Source organism: Tsukamurella paurometabola DSM 20162 (assembly GCF_000092225.1).
GTDB lineage: Bacteria > Actinomycetota > Actinomycetes > Mycobacteriales > Mycobacteriaceae > Tsukamurella > Tsukamurella paurometabola.
This window is the reverse complement of sequence record NC_014158.1, coordinates 612,906-635,555: the sequence shown is the minus strand read 5'-3', so window position 1 is coordinate 635,555 and position 22,650 is coordinate 612,906. Positions and strand designations below refer to the sequence as shown.

28 protein-coding genes are annotated in these 22,650 nt (G+C 69.7%); 14 read left to right on the top strand and 14 right to left on the bottom strand.

Annotated elements, in window-relative coordinates; genetic code table 11:
- Positions 1-11 precede the first annotated feature (11 nt).
- Positions 12-635 carry a LysE family translocator gene (locus TPAU_RS03015; RefSeq protein WP_013125294.1) on the bottom strand — a complete coding sequence of 208 codons (624 nt, stop codon included), beginning with the start codon at positions 633-635 and terminating at the stop codon, positions 12-14.
- A gap of 4 nt (positions 636-639) precedes the next feature.
- Entirely contained in the window at positions 640-1,197 is a 558-nt protein-coding gene (locus tag TPAU_RS03010; protein ID WP_013125293.1) for a PadR family transcriptional regulator, read from the bottom strand.
- 97 nt (positions 1,198-1,294) lie between these two features.
- Between TPAU_RS03010 and TPAU_RS03005 the strand changes: the two genes are divergently transcribed.
- The 5 genes from TPAU_RS03005 (at position 1,295) to TPAU_RS02985 (ending at position 5,095) form a co-directional block, all read left to right on the top strand.
- A complete protein-coding gene (locus TPAU_RS03005) occupies positions 1,295-1,720 on the top strand; it encodes a nuclear transport factor 2 family protein (protein WP_013125292.1) in 426 nt (141 codons plus the stop codon).
- Positions 1,721-1,798: 78 nt separating this feature from the next.
- Positions 1,799-2,695, top strand: a complete 897-nt coding sequence (locus tag TPAU_RS03000) for a metal ABC transporter solute-binding protein, Zn/Mn family (RefSeq protein ID WP_013125291.1) — start codon at positions 1,799-1,801, stop codon at positions 2,693-2,695.
- Positions 2,692-3,438 (top strand): metal ABC transporter ATP-binding protein, encoded by a 747-nt coding sequence (locus TPAU_RS02995; protein WP_013125290.1) that lies wholly within the window; start codon positions 2,692-2,694, stop codon positions 3,436-3,438. Before TPAU_RS03000 ends, TPAU_RS02995 begins: the two co-directional genes overlap by 4 nt.
- Entirely contained in the window at positions 3,439-4,323 is an 885-nt protein-coding gene (locus TPAU_RS02990) for a metal ABC transporter permease (protein ID WP_013125289.1), read from the top strand.
- 10 nt (positions 4,324-4,333) lie between these two features.
- On the top strand, positions 4,334-5,095 hold the full coding sequence (locus TPAU_RS02985; RefSeq protein WP_013125288.1) for a LamB/YcsF family protein: 762 nt from the start codon (positions 4,334-4,336) through the stop codon (positions 5,093-5,095).
- Between the two features lie 8 nt (positions 5,096-5,103).
- Here the strand turns inward: TPAU_RS02985 and TPAU_RS02980 are convergent, their stop codons facing one another.
- From TPAU_RS02980 to cysS, 3 genes are read right to left on the bottom strand one after another with little or no spacing between them, the layout of a single operon-like run.
- Positions 5,104-5,688, bottom strand: coding sequence for a TetR/AcrR family transcriptional regulator (locus TPAU_RS02980; RefSeq protein ID WP_013125287.1), 585 nt, complete (start codon positions 5,686-5,688; stop codon positions 5,104-5,106).
- 53 nt (positions 5,689-5,741) lie between these two features.
- The gene (gene rlmB, locus TPAU_RS02975; RefSeq protein ID WP_013125286.1) at positions 5,742-6,716 is read right to left on the bottom strand and encodes a 23S rRNA (guanosine(2251)-2'-O)-methyltransferase RlmB; all 975 of its coding nucleotides are present in this window, start codon (positions 6,714-6,716) and stop codon (positions 5,742-5,744) included.
- A gap of 14 nt (positions 6,717-6,730) precedes the next feature.
- Positions 6,731-8,128: a cysteine--tRNA ligase gene (gene cysS / locus TPAU_RS02970; RefSeq protein ID WP_013125285.1), complete on the bottom strand. Its 1,398-nt coding sequence runs from the start codon at positions 8,126-8,128 to the stop codon at positions 6,731-6,733.
- An 85-nt stretch (positions 8,129-8,213) separates the two neighbouring features.
- On the opposite strand from cysS, the gene rarD reads away from it, so the two are divergent.
- Positions 8,214-9,137, top strand: coding sequence for an EamA family transporter RarD (gene rarD, locus TPAU_RS02965; protein ID WP_013125284.1), 924 nt, complete (start codon positions 8,214-8,216; stop codon positions 9,135-9,137).
- On the opposite strand, the gene ispF is transcribed toward rarD, so the two are convergent.
- From ispF to TPAU_RS02950, 3 genes are read right to left on the bottom strand one after another with little or no spacing between them, the layout of a single operon-like run.
- On the bottom strand, positions 9,122-9,595 hold the full coding sequence (gene ispF / locus TPAU_RS02960; RefSeq protein WP_013125283.1) for a 2-C-methyl-D-erythritol 2,4-cyclodiphosphate synthase: 474 nt from the start codon (positions 9,593-9,595) through the stop codon (positions 9,122-9,124). The genes rarD and ispF overlap by 16 nt on opposite strands.
- Positions 9,592-10,254: a 2-C-methyl-D-erythritol 4-phosphate cytidylyltransferase gene (ispD, locus tag TPAU_RS02955; RefSeq protein WP_013125282.1), complete on the bottom strand. Its 663-nt coding sequence runs from the start codon at positions 10,252-10,254 to the stop codon at positions 9,592-9,594. Before ispD ends, ispF begins: the two co-directional genes overlap by 4 nt.
- The gene (locus TPAU_RS02950; protein WP_013125281.1) at positions 10,251-10,739 is read right to left on the bottom strand and encodes a CarD family transcriptional regulator; all 489 of its coding nucleotides are present in this window, start codon (positions 10,737-10,739) and stop codon (positions 10,251-10,253) included. The genes ispD and TPAU_RS02950 overlap by 4 nt, the downstream gene beginning before the upstream one ends.
- A 334-nt stretch (positions 10,740-11,073) precedes the next feature.
- On the opposite strand from TPAU_RS02950, the gene TPAU_RS02945 reads away from it, so the two are divergent.
- The 3 genes from TPAU_RS02945 to disA are packed head-to-tail and all read left to right on the top strand — an operon-like array spanning position 11,074 to position 14,184.
- Positions 11,074-11,664 (top strand): hypothetical protein, encoded by a 591-nt coding sequence (locus TPAU_RS02945; RefSeq protein WP_013125280.1) that lies wholly within the window; start codon positions 11,074-11,076, stop codon positions 11,662-11,664.
- Positions 11,665-11,705: 41 nt separating this feature from the next.
- Positions 11,706-13,091 (top strand): DNA repair protein RadA, encoded by a 1,386-nt coding sequence (radA, locus tag TPAU_RS02940; protein WP_013125279.1) that lies wholly within the window; start codon positions 11,706-11,708, stop codon positions 13,089-13,091.
- A gap of 10 nt (positions 13,092-13,101) precedes the next feature.
- Positions 13,102-14,184 carry a DNA integrity scanning diadenylate cyclase DisA gene (gene disA / locus TPAU_RS02935; RefSeq protein WP_013125278.1) on the top strand — a complete coding sequence of 361 codons (1,083 nt, stop codon included), beginning with the start codon at positions 13,102-13,104 and terminating at the stop codon, positions 14,182-14,184.
- On the opposite strand, the gene TPAU_RS02930 is transcribed toward disA, so the two are convergent.
- Both TPAU_RS02930 and TPAU_RS02925 read right to left on the bottom strand, forming a co-directional pair.
- Positions 14,181-14,975: a BsuPI-related putative proteinase inhibitor gene (locus TPAU_RS02930; protein WP_013125277.1), complete on the bottom strand. Its 795-nt coding sequence runs from the start codon at positions 14,973-14,975 to the stop codon at positions 14,181-14,183. The two genes, disA and TPAU_RS02930, sit on opposite strands and share 4 nt — an antisense overlap.
- 60 nt (positions 14,976-15,035) lie before the next feature.
- Positions 15,036-15,689 (bottom strand): carbonic anhydrase, encoded by a 654-nt coding sequence (locus tag TPAU_RS02925; RefSeq protein ID WP_013125276.1) that lies wholly within the window; start codon positions 15,687-15,689, stop codon positions 15,036-15,038.
- A gap of 18 nt (positions 15,690-15,707) precedes the next feature.
- Here TPAU_RS02925 and TPAU_RS02920 point away from each other — a divergent pair, with 18 nt between their 5' ends.
- From TPAU_RS02920 to TPAU_RS02905, 5 genes are all read left to right on the top strand, one after another.
- The gene (locus TPAU_RS02920) at positions 15,708-16,619 is read left to right on the top strand and encodes an HhH-GPD family protein (protein ID WP_013125275.1); all 912 of its coding nucleotides are present in this window, start codon (positions 15,708-15,710) and stop codon (positions 16,617-16,619) included.
- A 45-nt stretch (positions 16,620-16,664) separates the two neighbouring features.
- Positions 16,665-17,642, top strand: a complete 978-nt coding sequence (locus TPAU_RS02915; protein WP_013125274.1) for an oxygenase MpaB family protein — start codon at positions 16,665-16,667, stop codon at positions 17,640-17,642.
- 9 nt (positions 17,643-17,651) lie between these two features.
- Entirely contained in the window at positions 17,652-18,497 is an 846-nt protein-coding gene (locus tag TPAU_RS02910; RefSeq protein ID WP_013125273.1) for an SDR family NAD(P)-dependent oxidoreductase, read from the top strand.
- Positions 18,498-18,585: 88 nt separating this feature from the next.
- Positions 18,586-18,750 carry a hypothetical protein gene (locus tag TPAU_RS23075; RefSeq protein ID WP_013125272.1) on the top strand — a complete coding sequence of 55 codons (165 nt, stop codon included), beginning with the start codon at positions 18,586-18,588 and terminating at the stop codon, positions 18,748-18,750.
- Positions 18,751-18,795: 45 nt separating this feature from the next.
- On the top strand, positions 18,796-19,512 hold the full coding sequence (locus TPAU_RS02905; RefSeq protein WP_013125271.1) for a DsbA family oxidoreductase: 717 nt from the start codon (positions 18,796-18,798) through the stop codon (positions 19,510-19,512).
- Here TPAU_RS02905 and TPAU_RS02900 read toward each other — a convergent pair whose 3' ends face one another.
- The 4 genes from TPAU_RS02900 to TPAU_RS02885 all read right to left on the bottom strand — a co-directional run bounded on the left by TPAU_RS02900 (position 19,513) and on the right by TPAU_RS02885 (position 22,644).
- The gene (locus TPAU_RS02900; protein ID WP_013125270.1) at positions 19,513-20,082 is read right to left on the bottom strand and encodes a TetR/AcrR family transcriptional regulator; all 570 of its coding nucleotides are present in this window, start codon (positions 20,080-20,082) and stop codon (positions 19,513-19,515) included.
- Positions 20,066-21,001 carry an SDR family oxidoreductase gene (locus TPAU_RS02895; protein WP_013125269.1) on the bottom strand — a complete coding sequence of 312 codons (936 nt, stop codon included), beginning with the start codon at positions 20,999-21,001 and terminating at the stop codon, positions 20,066-20,068. Before TPAU_RS02895 ends, TPAU_RS02900 begins: the two co-directional genes overlap by 17 nt.
- Positions 21,002-21,079: 78 nt before the next feature.
- Positions 21,080-21,865: an Fpg/Nei family DNA glycosylase gene (locus TPAU_RS02890; RefSeq protein WP_013125268.1), complete on the bottom strand. Its 786-nt coding sequence runs from the start codon at positions 21,863-21,865 to the stop codon at positions 21,080-21,082.
- Positions 21,866-21,867: 2 nt separating this feature from the next.
- On the bottom strand, positions 21,868-22,644 hold the full coding sequence (locus TPAU_RS02885) for an alpha/beta fold hydrolase (protein WP_013125267.1): 777 nt from the start codon (positions 22,642-22,644) through the stop codon (positions 21,868-21,870).
- Between the last annotated feature and the right edge of the window lie 6 nt (positions 22,645-22,650).

Genomic DNA, 22,650 nt, shown 5'->3' with positions numbered 1-22,650 from the left:
TGCGAACGCACTCAGCGCGCGACGGCGCTCCGCACACCCAGCCCGACCATCACCACACCGCCGAAGCCCGTGATCCGGCGACGGAAGCGCCGCAGGTCCACCCTGCGGCGTATCGCCGTGACCACACCGCCCCACACCAACAGCCACCCCGCGGCGACCACCGCGTGCGCCATCCACAGCCACAGCAGTTGCGGGGCAACCGGTACGCCCGGGTCGAGGAACTGTGGCGCCAGGGTCAGGTAGACCGCGGCGGCCTTCGGGTTGAGCACGTTGCCCAGGTAGCCCCGCACCACATCACCGCCGCGGTGCCACGGCACGGCAGGCGCGGATGCGGGGGCACCCCGGAGTGAGGTGCGAATCATCCACAGCCCCAGCCCCACCAGGTACCCGGCGCCCAGGAGCTTCACCACGAGAAACGCCTCCGCAGAGGCCATCACCACCGCCGAGAGGCCTGCCGCGGCGAGCAGCGCATGCGTGAGCAGGCCGAGCACCGTCCCCAGGATCACACTGCCCGCCGCTCGCGGCCCGGACGTGAGCGCGCGGTCGGTGACCAGCGTGAAGCTCACACCGGGTGTGAGGCAGATCGGCAGTACCGCGAGCCCGAACCCTGCGGCGGCGAACAGGGGCGAGGACATGAATTCAGGGTAGGCGCGCTTCGAGCACCGGCAGGGCGAGGTCGTACCAGTCCAGATTCTCCTGCTCGAACCGGAGGCCGCGCAACAGCGTCAGATAGGGACCACCGAGCCGATGGTCGGCGAGCAGTCCGGCTTCGGTGCGCCCCTCCAGCCAGCGCGCCCGCACCCGCTCGTAGTGGGCCAGCTTCGCGGCCGCAGCGTCGCGCCGCAACCGCAGATTCGCGCAGATCGCGGCCACGTCTCCGGCCTGCGCCCCCTGCACCATCACCAGGAAGTCGTCCCGGATCGCCATCGGTTTCGGTGATCGCTCACTGAACGCGGCGAGTTCCGTACGACCGTCCGCCGTCACCCGGAAGACCCGTTTGTTCGGCCGCTTCTCCTGCTCGACGGTGCGGGCGACAATCGCCCCGTCAGCCTCCATACGGTCCAGTTCCCGGTACAGCTGCTGCGGCGTGGCGGTCCAGAAGTGGGCGCGGGCACCGTCGAACTCCTTGGCCAGGTCGTAGCCGGACGCCTCCTCGACCACGAGCAGGGTCGCCAGGATCGCGTGCCGTAGCGCCATCCGCCCATCCTATTCAACGAATTGCGTATCCACCTCTGGACAGCCGGAGCGTCGCCCCGCATACTCAACCTATTCAACAAATTTACTAGGAGGAGTTATGCAGGAGTTCCGCGACGCCGTGCTCGCGAAGGATCCCGAGGCGATGGAACGCACCCTCGCCGACGATGTGCGCTTCACCAGCCCGGTGGCGTTCAAGCCCTATGAGGGCAGGCACATCACCGCTGCGATCCTGCGCGGCGTGCTGCGCGTCATGGGCGGCGACGACTTCCGGTACGTCCGGGAGATCGCCAGCGCCGACGGCCGTGATCACGCCCTGGTGTTCACCACCACCCTGGACGGCAAAGAGGTGAACGGTTGCGACTTCCTGCACCTCAACGACGACGGCAAGATCGACGAGTTCACCGTGATGGTGCGGCCACTCTCCGCAGCTCAGGCGCTCGCCGCCGCGATGGGCGCGCAATTCGACCGGATCGCCACGGAGGCCGCCGAGGCGGCGCGGGCCGAGGCCGCGCCGCAGAGCTGAGCGCACCCCGGTTTGCCGGGAGCGCACGATGCGACCTACTATTGACAACGATTCCCATTGCTGTCAAGAGGAGCACTCGTGCGTATCCGCAATCGCCTGGCCCAGGCCGTCGCAGTCACCGCCGTCGCGACCCTGACCCTCACGGCGTGCGGGCAGGCATCGTCGGAGCCGGCCGACGGTAAGCCCTCCGTCGTCGCCTCGACCGACGTGTACGGCGCCGTCGCCAAGGCCGTCGCCGGCGATCACGCCACCGTCACGTCGCTGTTCTCCAATCCCACCGGCGATCCGCATGAATTCGAGCCCTCCGCACAGGACACCCTGGCGGTCAAGCGAGCCGCGGTGATCGTCTACAACGGCGGCCACTACGACGCGTACATCGAGAAGGCCGCCGAGGGCGCCACGGGAGCCAAGGTCGACGCGGTCTCGCAGCAGGAACCCCGGGGCGAGAACGAACACGTCTTCTACGACCTGCCCACCATCCAGAAGGTGGCGACTGCGATCGCGAAGGCCCTCTCCGCGAAGGACTCCGCGAACACCACCGATTACGAGGCGAAGGCCGCGGCGTTCAACAGCCGACTCGACGTCGTGATCGACCGGGCCCGCGAGATCGGTCGGGCCAACCCCGGCGCGAAGGTCGCCGCCACCGAACCCGTGGCCGGCTACCTGCTCACTCTGGCCGGTCTCACCGATGCCACACCGCCCCGCTACACCGCCGCCATCGAGTCGGGCACCGATCCGGCGCCGGCCGATATCGCGGCCGCCACCGCCCTGGTCACCGGCAAGCAGGTACGCGCCGTGATCCTCAACGCCCAGACCGAGAGCCCGGTCACCACCGCGTTCGCGACCAGCGCGCAGAGCGCGGGCGTGCCCGTCGTGCGGATCACCGAGTCCCTCCCCGAGGGCGTCGACGATTACGTCGCCTGGCAGGACAAGAACGTGACCCAGCTCGCCGATGCCCTGAAACCGCGCCCGTGACCGAACCCGTCGTCAGCCTGCGCGGTGCCGCGCTGGCCTACCGCGATCGCACCCTCTGGGACGGGCTCGATCTGGACGTGGCACCCGGCGAGTTCGTCGCCGTCCTGGGTCCCAACGGCGCCGGGAAGACCTCCCTGCTGCGTGTGTTGCTCGGGCAGGCCGCGCTCTCCGCCGGCACCGTCGATGTGCGCGGCCGGTTGGGCTACATTCCCCAGCAGCGCGCTCTCGACGCGGCCGTGCCCCTGCGCGGCCGCGACCTCGTGGGGCTCGGCTACGACGGTGCCTCGTGGGGCATCGGCCTGCGCCGCCGTGCGGAGCGACGGTCCGCCGTGGACGCCGCCCTCGCCCAGGTGGACGCCCAGCCCTTCGCCGATGCCCCCGTCGGCTCCTTGAGCGGCGGTGAGCAGCAACGACTCCGAGTCGCTCAGGCGCTCGCCTCCGACCCGGCGGTACTGCTCTGCGACGAGCCGCTGCTCTCGCTGGACCCCGGGCATCAGCAGCTCGCGGTCGCCCTGATCGAGCGCCGCCGCCGCGAGCACGACACAGCGGTGCTGTTCGTGACGCATGAGATCAATCCGGTTCTGCCGCACTGCGACCGGGTGCTGTACCTGGTGGACGGGCGGTTCGAGGTGGGTGCGACCGCCGAGGTGATGACGTCGGAGACGTTGAGTCGCCTCTACCGGGCTCCCGTCGACGTACTGCACGTGCGCGACCGGCTGGTCGTGGTGGGAGGCGAGGGCTAGATGGACCGGCTCCGCCACTTCTTCGACATCGACCTCACCGCCGAGCTGCTCGCGCAGCCCTTCGTCCAGCAGGCACTGCTCGCCGCGGCGCTGCTGGCGATCCTCGCCGGAATCATGGGCCCGCTCATCGTGTCCCGGCAGATGGCGTTCAGCGTGCACGGCACCTCCGAGTTGTCGCTGACGGGCGCCTCCTTCGCCCTCCTGATGGGGTGGAGCGTCGGTTCCGGAGCACTGGCCGGCGCGCTCATCGCCGGCCTGCTGTTCGGCCTGCTGGGTGTCTACGCCCGAGAACGCGACTCCGTGATCGGCGTGATCATGTCCTTCGGACTCGGCCTTTCAGTACTCTTCCTGGCGCTGTACCCCGGCCGTCAGGGCACCGCCTTCGCGCTCCTGACCGGGCAGATCGTGGCGGTCGGCATGTCGGGCGTGACGCTGATGGCGATCACCACCGTGGTGGTGCTGGTGATCCTGGCCTTCATCTACCGGCCGCTGCTGTTCCTCTCCACCGATCCGGACGTCGCCGCGGCGCGCGGGGTCCCGGCCAAGACGTTGTCGGTGGTGTTCGCGATGCTGGTCGGTGCCGCCGCAGCGCAGGGCGTGCAGATCGTCGGCGCGCTCCTGGTGATGAGCCTGCTGATCACTCCGGCCGCCGCCGCGGCGCGGGTCACCAGTTCGCCCGGCAAGGCCACGCTGCTGTCCCTCGCCTTCGCGATGACCGCCGCCGTCGGCGGCATCGTGCTCTCCCTCGCACCGGCTCTCCCGGTGTCGGTGTTCGTCACGTCGATCTCGTTCCTGATCTACGTGGTGTGCCGCATCATCGGCCAGCGCGGCCGGCGCGGCACCGAAGCACCCGAGGAAGTCCACGACCACCGGCACGCCCACTAACCTGGTCCGGGTGACCCAGCGCATCGACCTCAACGCCGACTGCGGCGAGTCCTACGGCGCCTGGCGCCTCGGTGACGACGACGCCCTCCTCGGGATCGTCTCCTCGGCCAACGTCGCCTGCGGCTTCCATGCCGGCGACCCGTCCACCCTGCGCGCGACGTGTGCCCGCGCTGTCGAGCAGGGCGTGCGGATCGGCGCCCAAGTCGGCTATGCCGATGTGCGCGGCTTCGGCCGCCGGTTCATCGAGGTGCCGCCCGCCGATCTCACCGCCGATGTGATCTATCAGATCGGCGCTCTTCAGGCGATCGCCCGCAGTGTGGGCGGCGAGGTCACGTACGTGAAACCGCACGGCGCGCTCTACAACGCGATCGTCGGGCATACGTCCCAGGCACGCGCCGTGGTCGACGGCGTCCTGGCCTGCACATCCGGGTTGCCCGTGCTCGGCCTGCCCGGGTCCGAATTCCTGCGGATCGCCGCAGAGCAGGGCCTGCACCCGGTGGCCGAAGCCTTCGCCGATCGTGCCTACACACCCGAGGGCACGCTCGTGCCGCGCTCCCACCCGGGGTCGGTGCTCCACGACCCCGACGAGATCGCTGCCCGCGTGGTCCGGATGGTCTTCGACGACACGGTCGAGGCCATCGACGGCACCGAAGTCGAGCTGCACGCCGATTCGGTGTGCCTGCACGGTGACAACCCCGAGGCGGTGCGAGTGGCCGCCCGCCTCCGGACCGTCCTGGAGGGCGCCGGAGCGGAGATCGCTCCGTTCAACTGAGGGCCCTGTTAGGCGCGGGTGATCGGCCCGGCGTACGTGTTCAGCAGGTCGACGCAGTAGCTGACCAGATCCTCGCGGGACACTGCGAGGTGTCCCGACAGGAATTCGGTGAACAGCGCGGTAAGCGCTCCCACCATTCCCACCGAGGCGAGCCGCCGGGACTGCGCATCGATGTTCTGCGGCAACGCTGCTCCGACCACATCGAAGAATCCGGCCATGTGCCCTCGCCCGTACTCGGCGAGGGCGGTTTCCCGGTACGGCGCCAGCAGGAGGACGCGTCCCAACTCCGGCTGGTCGATCACGAGTTCCACGTACGCCGCGACCGCCGCCGCGGGGAGGTCGGGCAGCGAGGCGGTGCCGCGCACCGTCTCGCGCAGGGCGTCCTGCGCGCGGTGACTGACGTCGTCGTAGACCGCGCGCACGAACTCGTCGCGATTACCGAAGGCCTCGTAGAAGTAGCGCTCCGTGATACCCGTCGAGCGGCATACCGCGCGCACACTCACGGTTGCGCCGTCGGGACCGCCGAGCAGCCCCACCCCGGCGTCCAGCATCGTGCGACGACGAGCATGCTGCCGTTGCTCCAGCGAATCCACTTGTTCAGCGTAACGCAGAACGGTGCACGAAAACCCCGGACTCAGGCCCCGATTCAGTTTCGATTTCGTCGCTGTCGTGCGAAGTCCGCCAGGACCACGCCCGCCGCGACCGATGCGTTGAGCGATTCCACCGAGGAAGCAATGGGGATGGAGAGAATGGAGTCGCAATTCTCGCGGACCAGGCGCGAGAGGCCCTTGCCCTCGGATCCGACCACCACCACCACACCGGTGTCGGCGCGGTAGTCGTCGAGCGTCACGTCGCCGCCGGCATCCAGGCCGACGATCTGCAGTCCCGCGGCGGCGTAATCGGCCAGGGTGCGGTTCAGGTTCGGCGCCTGCGCAACGGGCAGCCGCGCCGCGGCCCCCGCGGAGGTGCGCCACGTGACGGCGGTGATGGCCGCGGACCGTCGGGACGGGATGACCACGCCGTGCCCGCCGAACGCGGCCGCCGACCGGATCACCGCGCCCAGGTTGCGCGGGTCGGTGATGTTGTCGAGGGCCACGATCATCGGGGCTTCGCCACGGTCGGCGGCGCGGCGCAGCAGATCTTCGGGGTGCGCGTAGCTGTACGGCGGGATCTGCAGGGCGATGCCCTGGTGCAGTCCGTTCTCGCTCATCCGGTCCAGCTCGGCCCGCTGCACCTCGAGGATCGAGATGCCCTTGTCGGCGGCCATCCGCACCGATTCGGTGAGCCGCTCGTCGTTCTGAGCGCCGACCGCCACGTACAACGCCGTCGCGGGAACGTCCGCGCGTAGGCACTCGACCACGGGATTGCGGCCGAGCACGTACTCGGGACCGTCCTCGGCTGCGCGGCCGGCCACCTTCTGCGGCCGGCGTTGCGGGTTCGCGGCCGCCTTGGCAGCGGCCCGGGCCTTCTTGTGCGCGGGGTGGTACGGACGGTCCTTCGCCGCCGGGGTCGCGCCGCGGCCCTCGAGCCCGCGACGCCGCACGCCACCCGACCCGGTGACCTGCCCCTTCTTGGTGCCGGACTTGCGAACCGCGCCGCGGCGCTGGGAATTGCCCGCCATGTTGCCTCCTGGGTCTACTGAGTCTTCTTGGCCAGGGTCCAGCTGGACCCGTCGGCACCGTCGGTCACGTCGATCCCCGCGGCGTGCAGCCGGTCGCGCGCAGCGTCGGCCTCCGCCCAGTTCTTCTCGGCCCGGGCGGCCGCGCGACGCTCCAGCTCGGCCTGCACCAGCACGCCCAGCGCATCCATGGCGGCACCGTCACCGGCGTTCTCGGTGACCCAGTGCGGATCCAGCGGGTCGACGCCGAGGATCGACGTCATCGCCCGCACCGCACCCGCCAGCCGCCGTGCCTCGTCGAGATCGCCGGCCTCCAGGGCCGCGTTTCCGGCGCGCACGGCGGCGTGCACTTCCGCCAGAGCCGACGGTACGCCGAGATCGTCATCGAGGGCGGCCGCGAAACCGGCGGACCACTGCCCGACCGGGACCTCACCCGTTCGCTCGACGGTGCGCTGGACGAAGGATTCGATGCGCCCGTACGCGGTGGCGGCCTCGGCGAGCGCGCCGGCCGAATACTCCTGCATCGACCGGTAATGCGCCGAACCGAGGTAGTAGCGCAATTCGACGGCACGAACCTGGGTGAGCAGGTTCGGGATGGAGACCACGTTGCCGAGCGATTTGCTCATCTTCTCGCCGGACATGGTGACCCAGCCGTTGTGCAGCCAGTAGTTCGCGAACGGGTCTCCCGCACCATGCGCCTGCGCGATCTCGTTCTCGTGGTGCGGGAACACCAGATCCATACCACCGCAGTGGATATCGAACTGCCCACCGAGGTAGCTCGTGGCCATCGCGGAGCACTCCAGATGCCAGCCCGGACGGCCGTCCCCCCACGGGGAGGGCCAGCTCGGCTCACCCGGCTTCGCCGCCTTCCACAACGTGAAGTCCAGCGGATCACGCTTGCCCGCGGCAAGGGTCTCGCCCTGCTGCACGTCGTCGACCTTCTGCCGGCTCAGCGCGCCGTAGTCGGGCAGTGAACGGACGGAGAAGTACACATCCCCGGCGGAGGCGTACGCATGCCCGCGCTCGATCATCCGCTCCATGTAGGTGACCATCTGGGTGATGAAGCCGGTGGCCCGCGGCTCGGCGGACGGCGGCAGCACGCCGAGCGCGTCGTAGGCGCGGGTGAACTCGCGCTCATGCGTCGCGGCCCATTCCCACCAGGGGCGGCCCGCCTCGGCGGCCTTGCGCAGGATCTTGTCGTCGATATCGGTCACGTTGCGCACGAACGCCACGTCCAGGCCCGTGGCGAGAAGCCAGCGGCGCAGCACGTCGAAGGCGACACCGCTGCGGATGTGCCCGATATGGGGCACGCCCTGCACGGTGGCGCCACAGAGGTAGATGCCGGCCTTGCCCTCGACGAGGGGCACGAAGTCACGAACCTCGCGGGTCAGGGAGTCGTACAGGCGCAGCGTCACGCCGATTGATTCTACGGGTCGCGGTGCGCGCGCCTCGCAGGTCAGGGGCTTCGACGGTGCGCGCCCACAAAGGTAGGATCATTCGGTGACCGATCGCGATGTCTCCGAGGCGACCCGCGGCACCGCCATGGGCGTCGCCGCGTACCTGCTCTGGGGCCTCTTCCCGCTCTACTTCGACGCGCTCAAGCCCACGGGCCCGTGGGAGATTCTCGCTCACCGCATCCTGTGGACGCTGGTGCTGTGCGGCGCCGCACTGGTGATCCTGCGCGACCTCGGCTGGATCCGGCCGGTGCTGCGCCAGCCCCGGCTGCTCGCCGGGGTGACGATCGCCGCGTTGCTCATCTCCACCAACTGGATCGTCTACATCGTGGCGGTCACGTCGGGGCACACATCGGACGCGGCCCTCGGATACTTCCTCAATCCGCTGGTCACGGTGGCGCTCGGCGTGGTCGTCCTGCGCGAGCGGCTGCGGCCACTGCAGTGGGTCGCGGTCGGCATCGGCGTGCTGGCCTTCATCTACCTCGCCGTCGTGGCGGGGACCTTCCCGGTGACCGCGCTGGCGCTGGCGTTCTCGTTCGGGCTCTACGGTCTGGTGAAGAACAGGGTGGGCGTGCACCTGAACGCGCTGCAGGGCCTGACGCTGGAGACGGCGATCCTGGCGCCCATCGCCGCGGCCGTGCTCGTGGGCATCGGGATATGGGGCGGCGGCCTCGACTTCGCGCGCCACGGCGCCGGCCACGCCGCGCTACTCGCGTTCGCGGGTGTCGCGACCGCGGTCCCGCTGCTGCTGTTCGCCGCGGCCGCGCGCCGGATCCCGCTGGTGACCATCGGACTGATCCAGTTCGCGACGCCCATCATGCAGCTACTGTGCGCGGTGCTGTTCCTGGACGAGCACGTCTCGCCGGAGCGCTGGGTCGGCTTCGGGATCGTCTGGGTCGCGCTGATCCTGCTCACGCTCGACACCGTGCTGGCGCTGCGCCGCACGCGGTCCGGTCAGCTCGCGGCGTAGATCAGCGCCGTCGCCACCGCCGCGATGCCCTCACCGCGGCCGGTGAGACCGAGGCCGTCGGTCGTGGTGGCGGAGACGGAGACCGGGGCGCCGAGCAGCTCGCTCAGCACCTGTTGCGCCTCGTCGCGCCGCGGCCCGACCTTGGGCCGGTTCCCGATCAGTTGCACTGCGGCGTTGCCGACGGCGAAGCCGGCCTCGGACAGCAGTGTCCGCACGTGGGTGAGCATCTCGGCGCCGGTGATGCCGACGTTGTCGGAGCGGCCCACCCCGAAGACGGTGCCGAGGTCGCCGAGGCCGCCAGCGGAGAGCAGCGCATCGCACAGGGCGTGCACGGCCACGTCGCCGTCGGAGTGCCCGGAGCAGCCGTCCCCGTCGAAGAGCAGCCCGAGCATCCAGCATTCCCGGCCCGGCTCGACAGGGTGGACATCGGTACCGATACCGACGCGGGGAATTATCATTTGTGCTCCTGCGCAAGAACTTCCGCGATCCGCAGATCGAAGGCGGTGGTGATCTTCATCGCGAGCGGGTCGCCGGTCACGGTAGCGACGGTGCCGCCGGCCCGCTCGACCAGACCCGCATCGTCCGTGGCCGACTCGTTGGGCGCCGCATCGTAGGCGGCGCGCAGAGCCTGCGCGGTGAATCCCTGGGGCGTCTGCACGGCCCGCAGGTCGGCCCGGTCGACGGTAGCGGCGACGGCACCGCCGGCATCCACGCGTTTGATGGTGTCGGCGACGGGCAGCACGGGAATGACCGCGCTCGCCCCCTCCCGCAGGGCTGCGACCACTCGGTGGATCATCGGTCCCGGCGTCAACGGTCGGGCGGCGTCATGCACCAGCACCAGATCGGCGTCGCCCGCGGCGGCGAGGCCGGCCCGCACGGAGTCCGTGCGTTCAGCCCCACCCACGACGACGCGGGCACGCGGGACGAGGGCGCGGGCATCATCGACCAGGTCGGCGGGCACCATGACGACCACCTCGTCGACCGCCCCGGACGCGAACAGGCCGTCCACCGCCCTTTCGAGCAGTGAACGGCCCTGCAGAGTCACGAAGGCCTTGGGCCGATTGAGGCCCAAGCGCGTCCCCTGCCCAGCGGCGGGGACCAGCGCGACGACGGTCAGGAGGCCGCCGCCAGCGCCTCGTCCAGAAGGGACTCGGCCTTACCGTCGTCGGTGGCCTCGGCGAGTGCGAGCTCGCCCACGAGGATCTGGCGGGCCTTGGTCAGCATCCGCTTCTCACCCGCCGAGAGGCCACGATCCTGCTCACGACGCCACAGGTCGCGGACGACCTCGGCAACCTTGTTCACATCGCCTGAAGCGAGCTTCTCGAGATTCGCCTTGTACCGGCGCGACCAGTTCGTCGGCTCCTCGGTGTGCGGCGCACGCAGAACCTGGAAAACCTTATCCAGGCCCTCCTGGCCGACCACGTCGCGAACGCCGACGACCTCGGCGTTCTCCGCGGGAACCTTGACCGTCAGATCACCCTGCGCGACCTTGAGCACGAGGTACTCGCGCTCACGACCGCCGATGGTCTTGATCTCGATAGCTTCGATCAGTGCGGCACCGTGATGGGGGTAGACAACGGTGTCTCCGACCTTGAAAATCATCTGATCCTTGCCCCTTTCGATATGACCAGGATAACACGGGGCGATATCGGGCTGCTCGGCAACTCCAGGCAACACCGCAGGTCAGGCGTCATGAGCGGCTTGACAAACCCAGACCTGGTTGTTCTCCGGCGCGATCACCGAGCACCGAAACGCATCCCTTCCGGGGACGACGCCGGTCGGGACGGCCGTGCCGGAAGCCGCGCGACGGGCGCGGCCGACACGGCCGCCGGTGCCCGGCGGCGCGCCGCAACCGGCCTTCTACTACGCTGCGTGGTGACATACTCAGCTCGTCCGCACGCGGGTGCCGCCGCGCGGAGGGAACACTGGAGGAACCGTGTCCGCACGCACCGTCTCGACCCGACGCACCCTCACCGCCGCCGCGGGTGCCCTGCTCGCAACCGGCGCCCTGCTGTCGGTGTCCGCCTGCGGTGCGGGCCAGATCTCGCAGACCGCGAACCAGGTGGCTGCCATCAACGGCGCCAACCACAACTTCGTCGATCAGAAGAAGGTCCTGAGCGACGTGCACGTGCTGTATCCGGTCACGGCCGGCCAGGGCAAGCTCGCGTTCGTGCTCAGCAACATCGACCCGGACAACAAGAACGGCGGCGACCGCCTCGTCGCGATCACCGACCAGAACGGTCGCAACGCCACCATCAGCGGTGACACCTCGCTGCCCGCCGGCGGTTCGCTGTACGGCGCCGCGCCCCAGGGCAGCGACGACAACGCGGACCTCACCCGTCTGAAGGTGACCCTCCCGGTCGACGGCTCGTGGCGTCCCGGCCTCACCAACGAGCTCACCTTCCATCTGCAGAAGTCGGGCGCACTGAAGATCGCCGTGCCGCTCGACGCCGGCGCCCTCCCCGCCTCCGCCGCGGGAGTCACCGTGACCGGCGGCGCCGAGGGCGAGAAGAAGGGCGGCCACTGAGCCACGCCCCCGGCGGCCTGACAACCGCGAGGTAGGTCACCATCGCCAAGCCCAAGGTGCAGTACACCTGCTCCGAATGCGGTCACACCGTGGCCAAGTGGGTCGGCCGCTGCCCGTCGTGCGGCGCCTGGTCCACGATGGAGGAGGGTGCGCCCGCCCGTGTCGGAGGAGGCTCCGGCCCCACCGCGCACGTGGGGCTGACGCTCCCGTCCACCCCCGCAGTGCCGATCACCCGGATCGACCCGAACTCCACGCGGGCCCTACCCGTGGGGATCGGCGAACTCGATCGCGTGCTGGGCGGCGGCATCGTCCCCGGCTCCGTGATCCTGCTGGCCGGCGAACCCGGCGTCGGGAAGTCGACGCTGCTACTCGACGTGGTGCACCGCTGGGCCTCGACGGGTCGCGGGAAATCCCTTTACGTGACCGGTGAGGAGTCTGCGGGGCAGGTCCGGTTGCGCGCCGAGCGCACCGGCGCCCTCTCCGACGAGCTCTATCTCGCAGCCGAATCCGATCTCGGAACGGTTCTCGGCCACGTCGAGCAGATCTCCCCCACTCTCATGGTGGTCGACTCGGTGCAGACCCTGTCGGCCTCCGGCGTCGACGGGGTGCACGGCGGCGTCACGCAGGTCCGCGCGATCACTGCCACCCTCACCTCGCTGGCGAAGGCCTCCGGGATCGCGGTGATCCTCGTCGGCCACGTCACCAAGGACGGCGCCGTCGCCGGGCCCCGGTCGCTGGAGCATCTGGTCGACGTCGTACTCAGCTTCGAGGGTGACAAGCACTCCACGCTGCGTATGGTGCGCGGCATCAAGAACCGCTTCGGCGCGTCCGACGAAGTGGGCTGCTTCGAACAGCGCGAGTCCGGCATCGCTCAGGTCACCGACCCGTCGGGGTTGTTCCTGCACCACCGCGACCAGGCCGCGGCCGGTACCGCGGTCACCGTCGGTCTCGACGGTAAGCGTCCCATGCTGGGCGAGCTCCAGGCCCTCGTGACGCCCACCCCGCTGCCGCAGCCGCGGCGCGCGGTGTCCGGCCTGGACTCGGCCCGGGTGGCGATGATCCTGGCCGTGCTGACCAAACACGGCGGCATCGAGAACCTGGCACAGAAGGACGTCTACGCGGCGACCGTCGGGGGCATGAAGATCACCGAGCCGGCCGCCGACCTCGCGCTGGCGCTGGCCATCGCATCCGGTGCCGCCGATACCGCGTTGCGGCCGAATACGGTGGTGCTGGGCGAAGTGGGCCTGGCCGGAGAGGTGCGCCGCGTGACCGGCGTCGAACGCCGCCTCGCCGAGGCCCACCGGATGGGATTCACCCATGCGATCGTGCCGCCCGCGCAGGAGAGGCTGCGGGTGGGCGATATGCGGATCGCCGAAGCCGCCACGGTCGCCGAGGCCGTCCGCCTCTCAAGGCAACGCAAGGGTTAACCTGACCCGCATGGATCTCGACGTCGCGGACCGCGCCTTCGCGGGCAACGCCGCACTCCGCGAGACCGTGACCCGGGTAGCGCCCGGCACCGGGCTGCGCGATGGCATCGAGCGGATCCTGCGCGGGCGTACCGGTGCGCTGATCGTGCTGGGCTACGACGACACGGTGGAGCGGATCTGCGACGGCGGATTCCACCTGGACGTCGAGTTCGCGCCCACCCGGCTACGGGAGCTGTCCAAGATGGACGGTGCGGTGGTGCTGTCCACCGATGGCAGCCGCATCGTGCGGGCGAACGTGCAGCTCGTACCGGATCCGGCGATCCCCACGCAGGAGTCCGGTACCCGGCACCGCTCCGCGGAGCGCACCGCCATCGAGACCGGCTTCCCCGTGATCTCGGTGAGCGCGTCGATGTCGATCGTGCACGCCTATGTGGCCGGGGTGCGACACGTGGTCGAGGACGCTGCGCCGATCCTGTCGCGGGCGAACCTGGCGATCGCCACGCTGGAGCGGTATCGGCACCGGCTGGACGAGGTGCTCGGTGAGCTCTCGCGAGCGGAGATCGAGGACGTGGTCGCGGTGCGCGAAGTGGCGCACGTGGTGCAGCGATTGGAATTGGTGCGGCGGCTGGCCATCGAGATCGAGCAATCGGTCCTGGAGTTGGGCACATCGGGCCGGCAGATCGCGTTGCAACTCGAAGATCTTCTGGGCGAAGCGGTCTCGCTGCGCGACCCGGTACTGCGGGATTACCTGCCCGGCGACGCCGATGTAGGCGAGGTGGTCGCCCGCATCGATGGGCTCAGCGATGCGGACCTCCTCACCGCGTCGACAGTGGCTGCTGCCCTCGGCTTTTCGGACACCGTGGAGGCGCAGGATCAGCCGGTGTCGCCACGAGGCTATCGCCTGCTGGGCTCGATTCCACGGCTACAGCGCCACCAGATCGAAGCGCTGGTCGCCGCTTTCGGCTCGCTACAGACCCTCCTGGCAGCGTCGGCCGCCGATCTGCAGGGCGTACCCGGCATCGGAGCGGTGTGGGCGCGCCAAGTGCGCGAGGGGCTCTCGCGACTGTCCGAGCTCTCGGTGGAACGGTACTAACCCCCGGGGGCGGGAACGGGCGCCGGCGGAGCCGGTTTGGTCACGTTGAAGGTGACGGGTGCGCTGCGCTTGGCGCCGAACTGGGCGACCACCTGGTAGGCGCCGGGGGCGACGGGCACGCGCTGCGCCTGGCAGCCGGGCGCCGAGGTGGTGCCGGCCCACTGCAGCTTGTACCGGATCTGCTGGCCCGGCTGCAGCACCTCGTTCTTGATCTCGGGCTGGAAGGTGCAATCGAAGTTCGACCACAGCTGCTTCGAACCGTCCAGGGTGAGCACGGCCAACTGCTGCTGCCCGGTCCCGATATCGCGGGAGCAGGGCACCGACCCGGCATTGGTGACCGTGGCTTCGAAGGTCGGCTGCTCACCCACCGCGTACGAGGGCTTATCGGCAGCGACGACCACGGAGATGTTGGTATCCGGACACGGCCCACCGGCGACCACGGCGCCCGGCGTGGGCACGCCGCCACCGGACTGCGGCGCACCGGAGGACTGGGCGCCCGACTGCGGGGCACCGGATGGGGACGCGCCGGACTGCGGGGCACCGCTCTGCCCCGCGGCGGATCCGCCTCCGGGTGCGCCTGATTCGCCGCTCGACGGCGGCTGCGAGGACGGCAGGTCCGTCTGCGTGGCCGACGACGAATCGGCCGCAGCGGGCTCGGATGAGTCCTTGCCTCCGCCGACGAAGACGATCAGCAGCACCACTACGAGGACCGCCAGCGCCGCGAGGGCCGCCGCCAGTACGCGGCGGCGCCAGTAGATCTCGGGCGGCAGGGGTCCGTTGGGTTCAAGCACGGTTCAACGGTATCGTTTGTCCGGCCTTGGGCCGCTGACCTGCGGCGGCGTGTCGAGAACTCAGGACGCGTCGACGGCCTGGAAGGGAGTCGTCGGCGCCTCGCCGATATCGCCGACCACGCTGCGCAGGTGCACCTTGCCCTCGGCCAGCTCGTAGGTCAGGCCCACGATCGCGACACGGCCGTCGGCCACGTGGTCGGCGATGATGCGGGAGCGCTCCTGGAGCAGCTGCGCGGTTTCCTGCACGTGCTGTGCGGTGAATTCGTTGACCTCGGTGAGGCCTTCGCGGCGGCCCGCCAGGATCGACGGGGTGAGCCGCTCGACGATGTCACGGATGAATCCCGGCGGAACAGTGCCGGTGTCGATCGAGTTCACGGTCGCGGCGACGGCGCCACAGCTGTCGTGCCCGAGGATCGCGATGAGCGGCACGTTCAGCACCTCGATCGCGTACTCGATGGAGCCGAGCACGGCCGAGTCGATGATGTGGCCGGCGGTGCGCACGACGAACATATCGCCGAGCCCCTGATCGAAGATCACCTCGGCCGCCACGCGGGAGTCGCCGCAGCCGAACAGCACCGCGGTGGGCGACTGGCCGGCGGCCAGCTCGGCGATGCGGGCGTGCCCCTGGTTCGGGTGGATGGACTTACCGTCCACGAATCGCCGGTTGCCGTCGCGGAGGGCGCGCCAGGCGCCCGGAGGTGTCGAAGTAGGCATGGGTCCATACTGCCTGGTGTGCAGCGCTCTCACGACCCGGGCCCGAAGATCGATTCGGATTTCACATCGGTCCTTCATTGGTTCGACAGAACTGAACGAGACCTCCCGTGGCGGGCCGACGGCGTGACGCCGTGGCAGATCCTGATGAGCGAGGTGATGCTGCAGCAGACGCCGGTGGTCCGAGTGGAAGCGATGTGGCGGGAGTGGGTTCGTCGCTGGCCGACACCCGCCGATCTCGCTGCCGCGACCGGCGCAGACGCCGTGCGGGCGTGGGGCAAGCTCGGCTATCCGCGGCGCGCCATGCGGCTACACGCATGCGCGCAGGCGATCGTGGCAGAGCACGCCGGGGTGGTGCCCGAGACCGTCGAGGAGCTTCTTGCGCTGCCGGGAATCGGCGACTACACCGCACGGGCGGTGGCGTGTTTCGCCTTCGGACAGGACGTCCCGGTGGTCGACATCAACGTGCGGCGGGTCCTGGCCCGCGCCGTTGCGGGCGACTCCGACGCAGCGGCGCCGTCCGCCCGGCGCGACCTGGCGGCGGCCACCGAGGTTCTGGAAACGGTTCCGGCGCAGCGCCGGCCGCGACTGTCCGCAGCGCTGATGGAACTCGGAGCCCTGGTATGTACCGCCCGGTCGCCACGGTGCGGCGAGTGTCCGGTGCACGCGGGGTGCGCGTGGCTCGCCGCCGGGGCACCGGAGGGCACCGTGGCCCCGCGGAAGGTCCAGAAGTACGAGGGAACGGACCGGCAGGCGCGCGGACGACTGCTCGATGTGCTGCGCGCGGCCGACGGTGCCGTGCCGCGCGCGGCACTCGACCTGGCCTGGGAACGTGACACCGCGCAACGTGACCGGGCGCTGGATTCACTCCTACTCGACGGTCTCATCGAGCAGACCGATGACGGCCGGTTCGCGCTGTCCGGCGAGGCCTGACACATTTTTATTCACTGATGTAGGAATTGGTGATAGATTCGCCGCATGAAGCTCTCAGACGGCCCTCTTCGCGTTACCGACCAGGGATTCTTCGGCCCAGAATCTCCCACCTGGAAGGTGTGGGCGTCTCCCACCGCACTGATCGGTTTCCAGCGCTCCGTGGTACTGGAGCATTTCGATCCCAATCTCACGGCCGCTGTCGCAGACTCCGCCGGCATCTACACCGACCCGTTCGGCCGACTCGACCGGACACTCGCCTACTTCCTGCTCGTGGCCACCGCGGATTCGAAGACCGCGATCGAGGCGTCCGAACACCTGATGGATGTGCACCGCAAGGCCACCGGAATCGAACCGATCACCGGAAAGCGCTACAGCGCCAATAATCCCGCATCGCAGCTGTGGATCCACGTGACCGGCTGGCACTCGGTGCTCACCTGCTACGAGACGTACGGCCCCGGTCCACTGACTCCCACGGAAGAGGCGCAGTACTGGCGCGACTGCGTGCTCGCTGCCGAGTTGCAGACCTGCGATCCCGCCGAGGTGCCCACCTCACGCGATGAGGTGCGTGCCTACTTCGACCGGGTCCGGCCGGGCCTGGCGCTGACCGAACGCGCTCGACGTGGCATGCACTACCTGTTGCGCCCGCGCGACCGCGGCGCGCGGTTGCGGATCGGTGGCTCTCTCATCGCCCCTGCCACCATCGCCACGCTGCCCCGCTGGATGCGCGAGATGGGCGGCTTCGACCAGCCACGGATGGCCGACGCCGCCTATCCGCGGGTCGTGCGGCTCGCGGTGCGAGCAGCCTCCGCTCGCCACGCCGCCGGCACCGTCGCACTGGGCACCCTGGTCGCGCCGATGACGGGCGCCATCCTCCGGCGGCACTTCGCACAGCGAGCAGAACCCGCCGCGGGCGTCGTGACGCCGGCCCAGGCCCGCGAACGGTACGGCCGCACGGCGTCCGACAACGCTGATGCGACCCACTCGGTGGCGAGCAGCGAAGCACCGTTCCTTACTCCGAAGTAAGATAGCGGCATGACCACACCTACCTATGTTGTGACCGGCGCGAACGGCGGCCTCGGCCAGGTCGTCACGCGCCGCCTCGCCGCCACGGGCGGCCGCGTTGTGATGGCCTGCCGGGACATCGACGGCGCGCGGCGCATCGCCGACGGCATCGACGGCGATATCACCGTCGGGAAACTGGACCTGGGCGATCTCGACTCCGTGCGTGCCTTCGCCGATTCCGTTGGCGATGTCGACGTGCTGGTGAACAACGCCGGACTGATGAACATCCCGCTCAAGCGGACGAAGCAGGGCTTCGAGATGCAGTTCGGGGTGAATCATCTGGGGCACTTCCTACTCACCGGGCTCCTGCTGGACCGACTCACCGATCGGGTCGTGGCGGTCTCGTCGGTGGCGCACCGACAGAACTTCCGGTGGCGGATGGACGACCCGAACTACGAGCACCGCAAGTACCTTCGCAGCGAGGCCTACGGCCAGAGCAAGCTCGCGAACATGATGTTCGCGCGCGAGCTGCAACGCCGGTTCGAGGCGGCGGGTTCGGACAAGCGGGCCTACTACGTGCACCCTGGTGTGTCGCCGACCGGTCTGTTCACCCGCACCGAGACTCCGCTCGACCGGGTCGCCCGGCAAGCGGTCGCACTGCTGTCGAACCCACCCGAGCAGGCTGCGGAGGCCCTCGTCCTGGCCGCGACCGACCGCGATCTCGATCCGCACCCGTGGTGGGGCCCGAGCCAGCTGTTCCAGACCCGCGGCAAGGTGGGCAAGTGCTCGACCACCGCGGAGTCGAAGGATAAGACCAAGTGGGCCGAGCTGTGGGACGTCTCGGAGCGGCTGACGGGCTTCACCTACCCGGTGTAGTCCGGCGGCTCGCGGTCGCGGGCCGCGTGTGAGCGGATTGCTAGGCTGCCTCACCGACACTGGTACCAGCGAGACGAGGCGACGAGGGGTGTCCCCACTGAAGACGAGCGGCGATCGTGTGAATGCGGATCCGGAGGACGACCTGGACCCGTGGCCGGACCCGATGGTCACGGCGATCACGGCGCTCACGGCGATTCTCGTCGGCGCCCTGCTGGTGATCCTCTATCTGGCCTCGTCGCTGAATCTCTGGTGACGCATCCGGCGGAATGGCGCGCGGTGGCCCGGCGTTGACGCTGGTATGCGAGTGGACGTCTGGACCGATATCAACTGCCCCTTCTGCTACATCGGGAAGGCCCGGTTCGACAAGGCGCTCGCGACCTTCGAGCATGCGAGTGACGTTCAGGTGATCCACCGATCGTTCGAGCTCGATCCGTCGGCGGCCGAGGGCTCCTCGGAGCCGGTGGTGCCGATGATCGCGAAGAAGTACGGCATCTCCGAGGCCGAGGCCGCCGCGAACGAGCGCGGACTCGGCGCACAGGCGCAGGAGCTGGGGCTGCAGTACCAGGTGGCCGGCCGCGATGCGGGCAACAGTTTCGATATGCATCGCCTGCTGCACTGGGCGCTGGAGCTGGGGCGGCAGGAGGAGTTGCTGGACGCGTTGTACGCCGCCAACTTCGCCTCTCCGGAACCCGCTTTCGGAGACCGGAACCGGCTCGTGGCGATCGCTGAATCCGCCGGGTTCGACGGTGCCGCCGCCCGCGCGGTGCTCGACGATGAGACCGCCTACGCCGACGCGGTGCGCGCCGACGAGGCGACCGCATCGCGGATCGGCGTAGGCGGAGTCCCGTTCTTCGTCTTCGACGGCAAATACGCCGTGTCCGGTGCGCAGCTGCCCTCCGTATTCACCGAGGCCCTCGACCGGGCGTGGGCCGATCGGCCCGAACCGCTCACCGTGATCGGCGGTGACGATGCGGCCTGCGGTCCCGACGGCTGCGAGCTGCCCCCGCGCGGCTGATCAGGGTGCCGTGAGCTTCTCGACGGCCGCGGCAAGGGCCGCGTCGTCGAGCGCGAGGGCGGCCACATCGCCTCCGGCGGTGAGGATATCGCCGTGGATCAGCGCCAGGATCTCGATGAGCAGCGTGGGCGCCGGGGTGCCCGCGGTGACGGTTCCGGCGTCCTGCGCCGCCTGCAGCGCCGCGATCTTCTTCGCGTTCGACCCGGACGCCAGCTCCAGTTCCGCGAGCTCACCGGGACACTCGAGCGTGTGCCACAGCACCAGGCGCATCAGTTCCGGGTGTGCTCGATTGAAGGCACGTAACCGCACGGCGTAGCCCGAGAGGTCATCGGCGGTGAACGGCACGGTCTCCAACAGATCGGCCACGCGGAACTCGATCACTGCGTCGAAGAGCTGGCGCTTATTGCCGAAGTAGGCGTAGATCAACTGCTTGTTCGCCTCGGCCGCAGTGGCGATCCGGTCGACGCGGGCGCCCGCGAGTCCGTATTCGGCGAACTCGGCGGTCGCAGCGTCGAGCAGGCGGGCCTTGGTGGCAGCGGCATCACGCTGCTGCCTAGGCGCGGGCGGCATCGCTCGGCAAGTCGGTTCCGGTCACCTCCGCAGCGTACTTCCACAGCTTCGCGGCGACCTCGGCGTCCCGCATCCGGGAGTTCTTCTTCGTCACCCCGGTGGGGCCGACGAGGCCGAATCGCCGCTGCGGGCCGTAATACTCGCCGTTGCGTGCCTGCGGGTCGCTCGCGGCGAACAGCAGCGGCTCGGCGCCCTGTTCGGGCTGCTGCGACGGCAGGATCCGGCTGCCGAATCGCGTGATGATGGACTCGCGCTCGCGATCCTTGCCGAGGCTGGCGCCCGCGGTCTGCAGATTGGTCTGGGTATAGCCGGGGTGCGCGGCGTCACTGAGCAGGCCCCAGCGCCGTCGATCACTCACGGCGGCGAGGTGGTTCGCGAACAAGAGGTCGGCCAGCTTGGACTGCGCGTATGCCCGGGCGGGCGAATAGCGCCGCACGGACTGCGGATCCGCGAAGTCGATGCGGCCGAAGTTGGCCACCCCCGAACTCATCGTGGTCACTCGCGGCGCCGCCGACTCGAGGAGTACCGGCAGCAGCAGGTTGGTCAGGGCGAACGGGCCCAGAAAGTTCGAGCCGAATTGCAACTCGAATCCGTCTGCCGTCTCGAACCGCTCCGGCGGCGTCATCACACCCGCGTTATTGACGAGCACATCGATCGCGACGCGGTCCGCGAGGATGCCGTCCGCGAACGCCTGGACGGACGTCAGGTCCGCGAGATCGAGGCGCCGCACCTCGATGTCGGCTCCGGGCACCGCTGCGCGGATCTCCGCGCGTGCGGCCTCACCCTTCGCCGGGGTGCGGACCGCCATGACGACCTTCGCACCCGCTGCGGCGAGTCGCTTCGCGGCCTCCTTTCCGGTTCCGCTGTTCGATCCGGTGATCACGAAAGTCTTCCCCGACTGGTCGCTGACCTGGTACATCTCATTCTCCCTTGATGCAACTAACTGGTTAGTTGGAAGAATAGGCCGGCCAGGCACCCTTGTCAACCAAACGGTTAGTTAGTTGGCGTCCTGGCAGCGTGGACACCACCAGATGGTCCGCTCGGCCTCCCCGTCCGCACCCAGCGAACCTGCGCTGATGGCGGTCCCGCACCGCAGGCAGGGGCGCCGGGCGCGGTCGTAGACGAAGGCCCGCAGACCGTTCCGGTCGACGCCCGTGGTCACCCGCACCGACCGTCCGGCATTCGCTCGCAGCAGACGCGCGGCATCGTCGACCCAGCCCCGGAGGTCACCGCACGCCGCGACCTCCATCGCGGGATGCACTCCACGCACGAAGCACAGTTCGTTGCGGTACACGTTGCCGATCCCGGCCAGGTTCCGCTGGTCCAGCAGCGCAAGGCCGACGGGGCGCGCCGGTGTGGCCGCGAGGTTCTCCGCGGCACGCTCCGGATCCCATTGCGGTCCAAGCGGATCGGGCCCGAGGTGCGCGAGAGCATCGTCGACCGCCGCGGTGCGGAGGACCTCCAGAAAGCCGAGCGAGAAACCGACCACCTGCGCGCCGTCCACGGCGAGCACCGCACGGGCGGTGTGCCCGGGCCTGCGCCACCGCTCCCCGGGCCGGTACACATGCCACTGCCCCTCCATCTTCAGATGACTGTGCAGCGTCAGATCGCCGGCGGCGATCAGCAGGTGCTTGCCGCGGGCGCTGACATCGTCGACGGTGCGGCCGGTCAGATCGACGGTGGCGTACCGAGGCACCCGCAGGTCGCAGCCCGTGAGCACGCGCCCCGCGAGCACCGGCCGCAGGCGCGCGGCCAGGTTGTGCAGGGTGTCGCCTTCGGGCACCGCTAGTCCAGGCCGGAGAGGAAGGCCTCGACGGCGCCGCGGTAGCGGTCCGGGGCATCGTCGTGGGCGAGGTGACCGGCACCGTCGAACCGCACGTACCGCAGGTCGGGCCCGGCGTAGTCGCGCACCATCCGGTCCCCCACTCCGGAGGGAACGACGGAGAACTCCGCCTCGATCAACAGGGTCGGCACCGCTACCGCGCGCCATTGGTCCCAGTGATCGCGCAGCCCCCAGTGATCGGCGATGGCGCGGAAGGTCTCGAGGTCGCCGTGCAGCACTCCGTCATCGAAGGCCTCGTAGAAGTAGCGCCCTGCGACCGCGCCGAAGAGCTCCTCGCACTGCCCCTGCGTCGCGAAGCGATCCGGCCAGCTGGCGAACCACGGGGCCCAGGTGTCCGTGGACTGCCCGGTGAACTCGGGCGACATGTCCTCGACGACCAGCGCATCGACGAGTTCGGGATACTCGGCGGCGGTGCACCAGGCGTGCAACCCGCCCATCGAGTGGCCGACCAGAACAGCCGGGCCCTGGTCCAGCACCGTAAGGATCTCCGCCACATCGGCGACGAAGCGCTCGGTGGAGACGTCACCGCCGGGCACCGGGAGTCCCGTGCCGCGGTGGAACTCCGCATCGAAGGTGAACACCCGGCCGTACCGGCGCAGCCACGGGATCTGCCTGCGCCAGGTACGCCCCCGGCCCATCAGGCCATGCAGGAGCACGATCGGCCGACCGTCTCCATGACCGCCCCAATCCCGCAGGCCCACACACTCATCCACGAACACCAACTT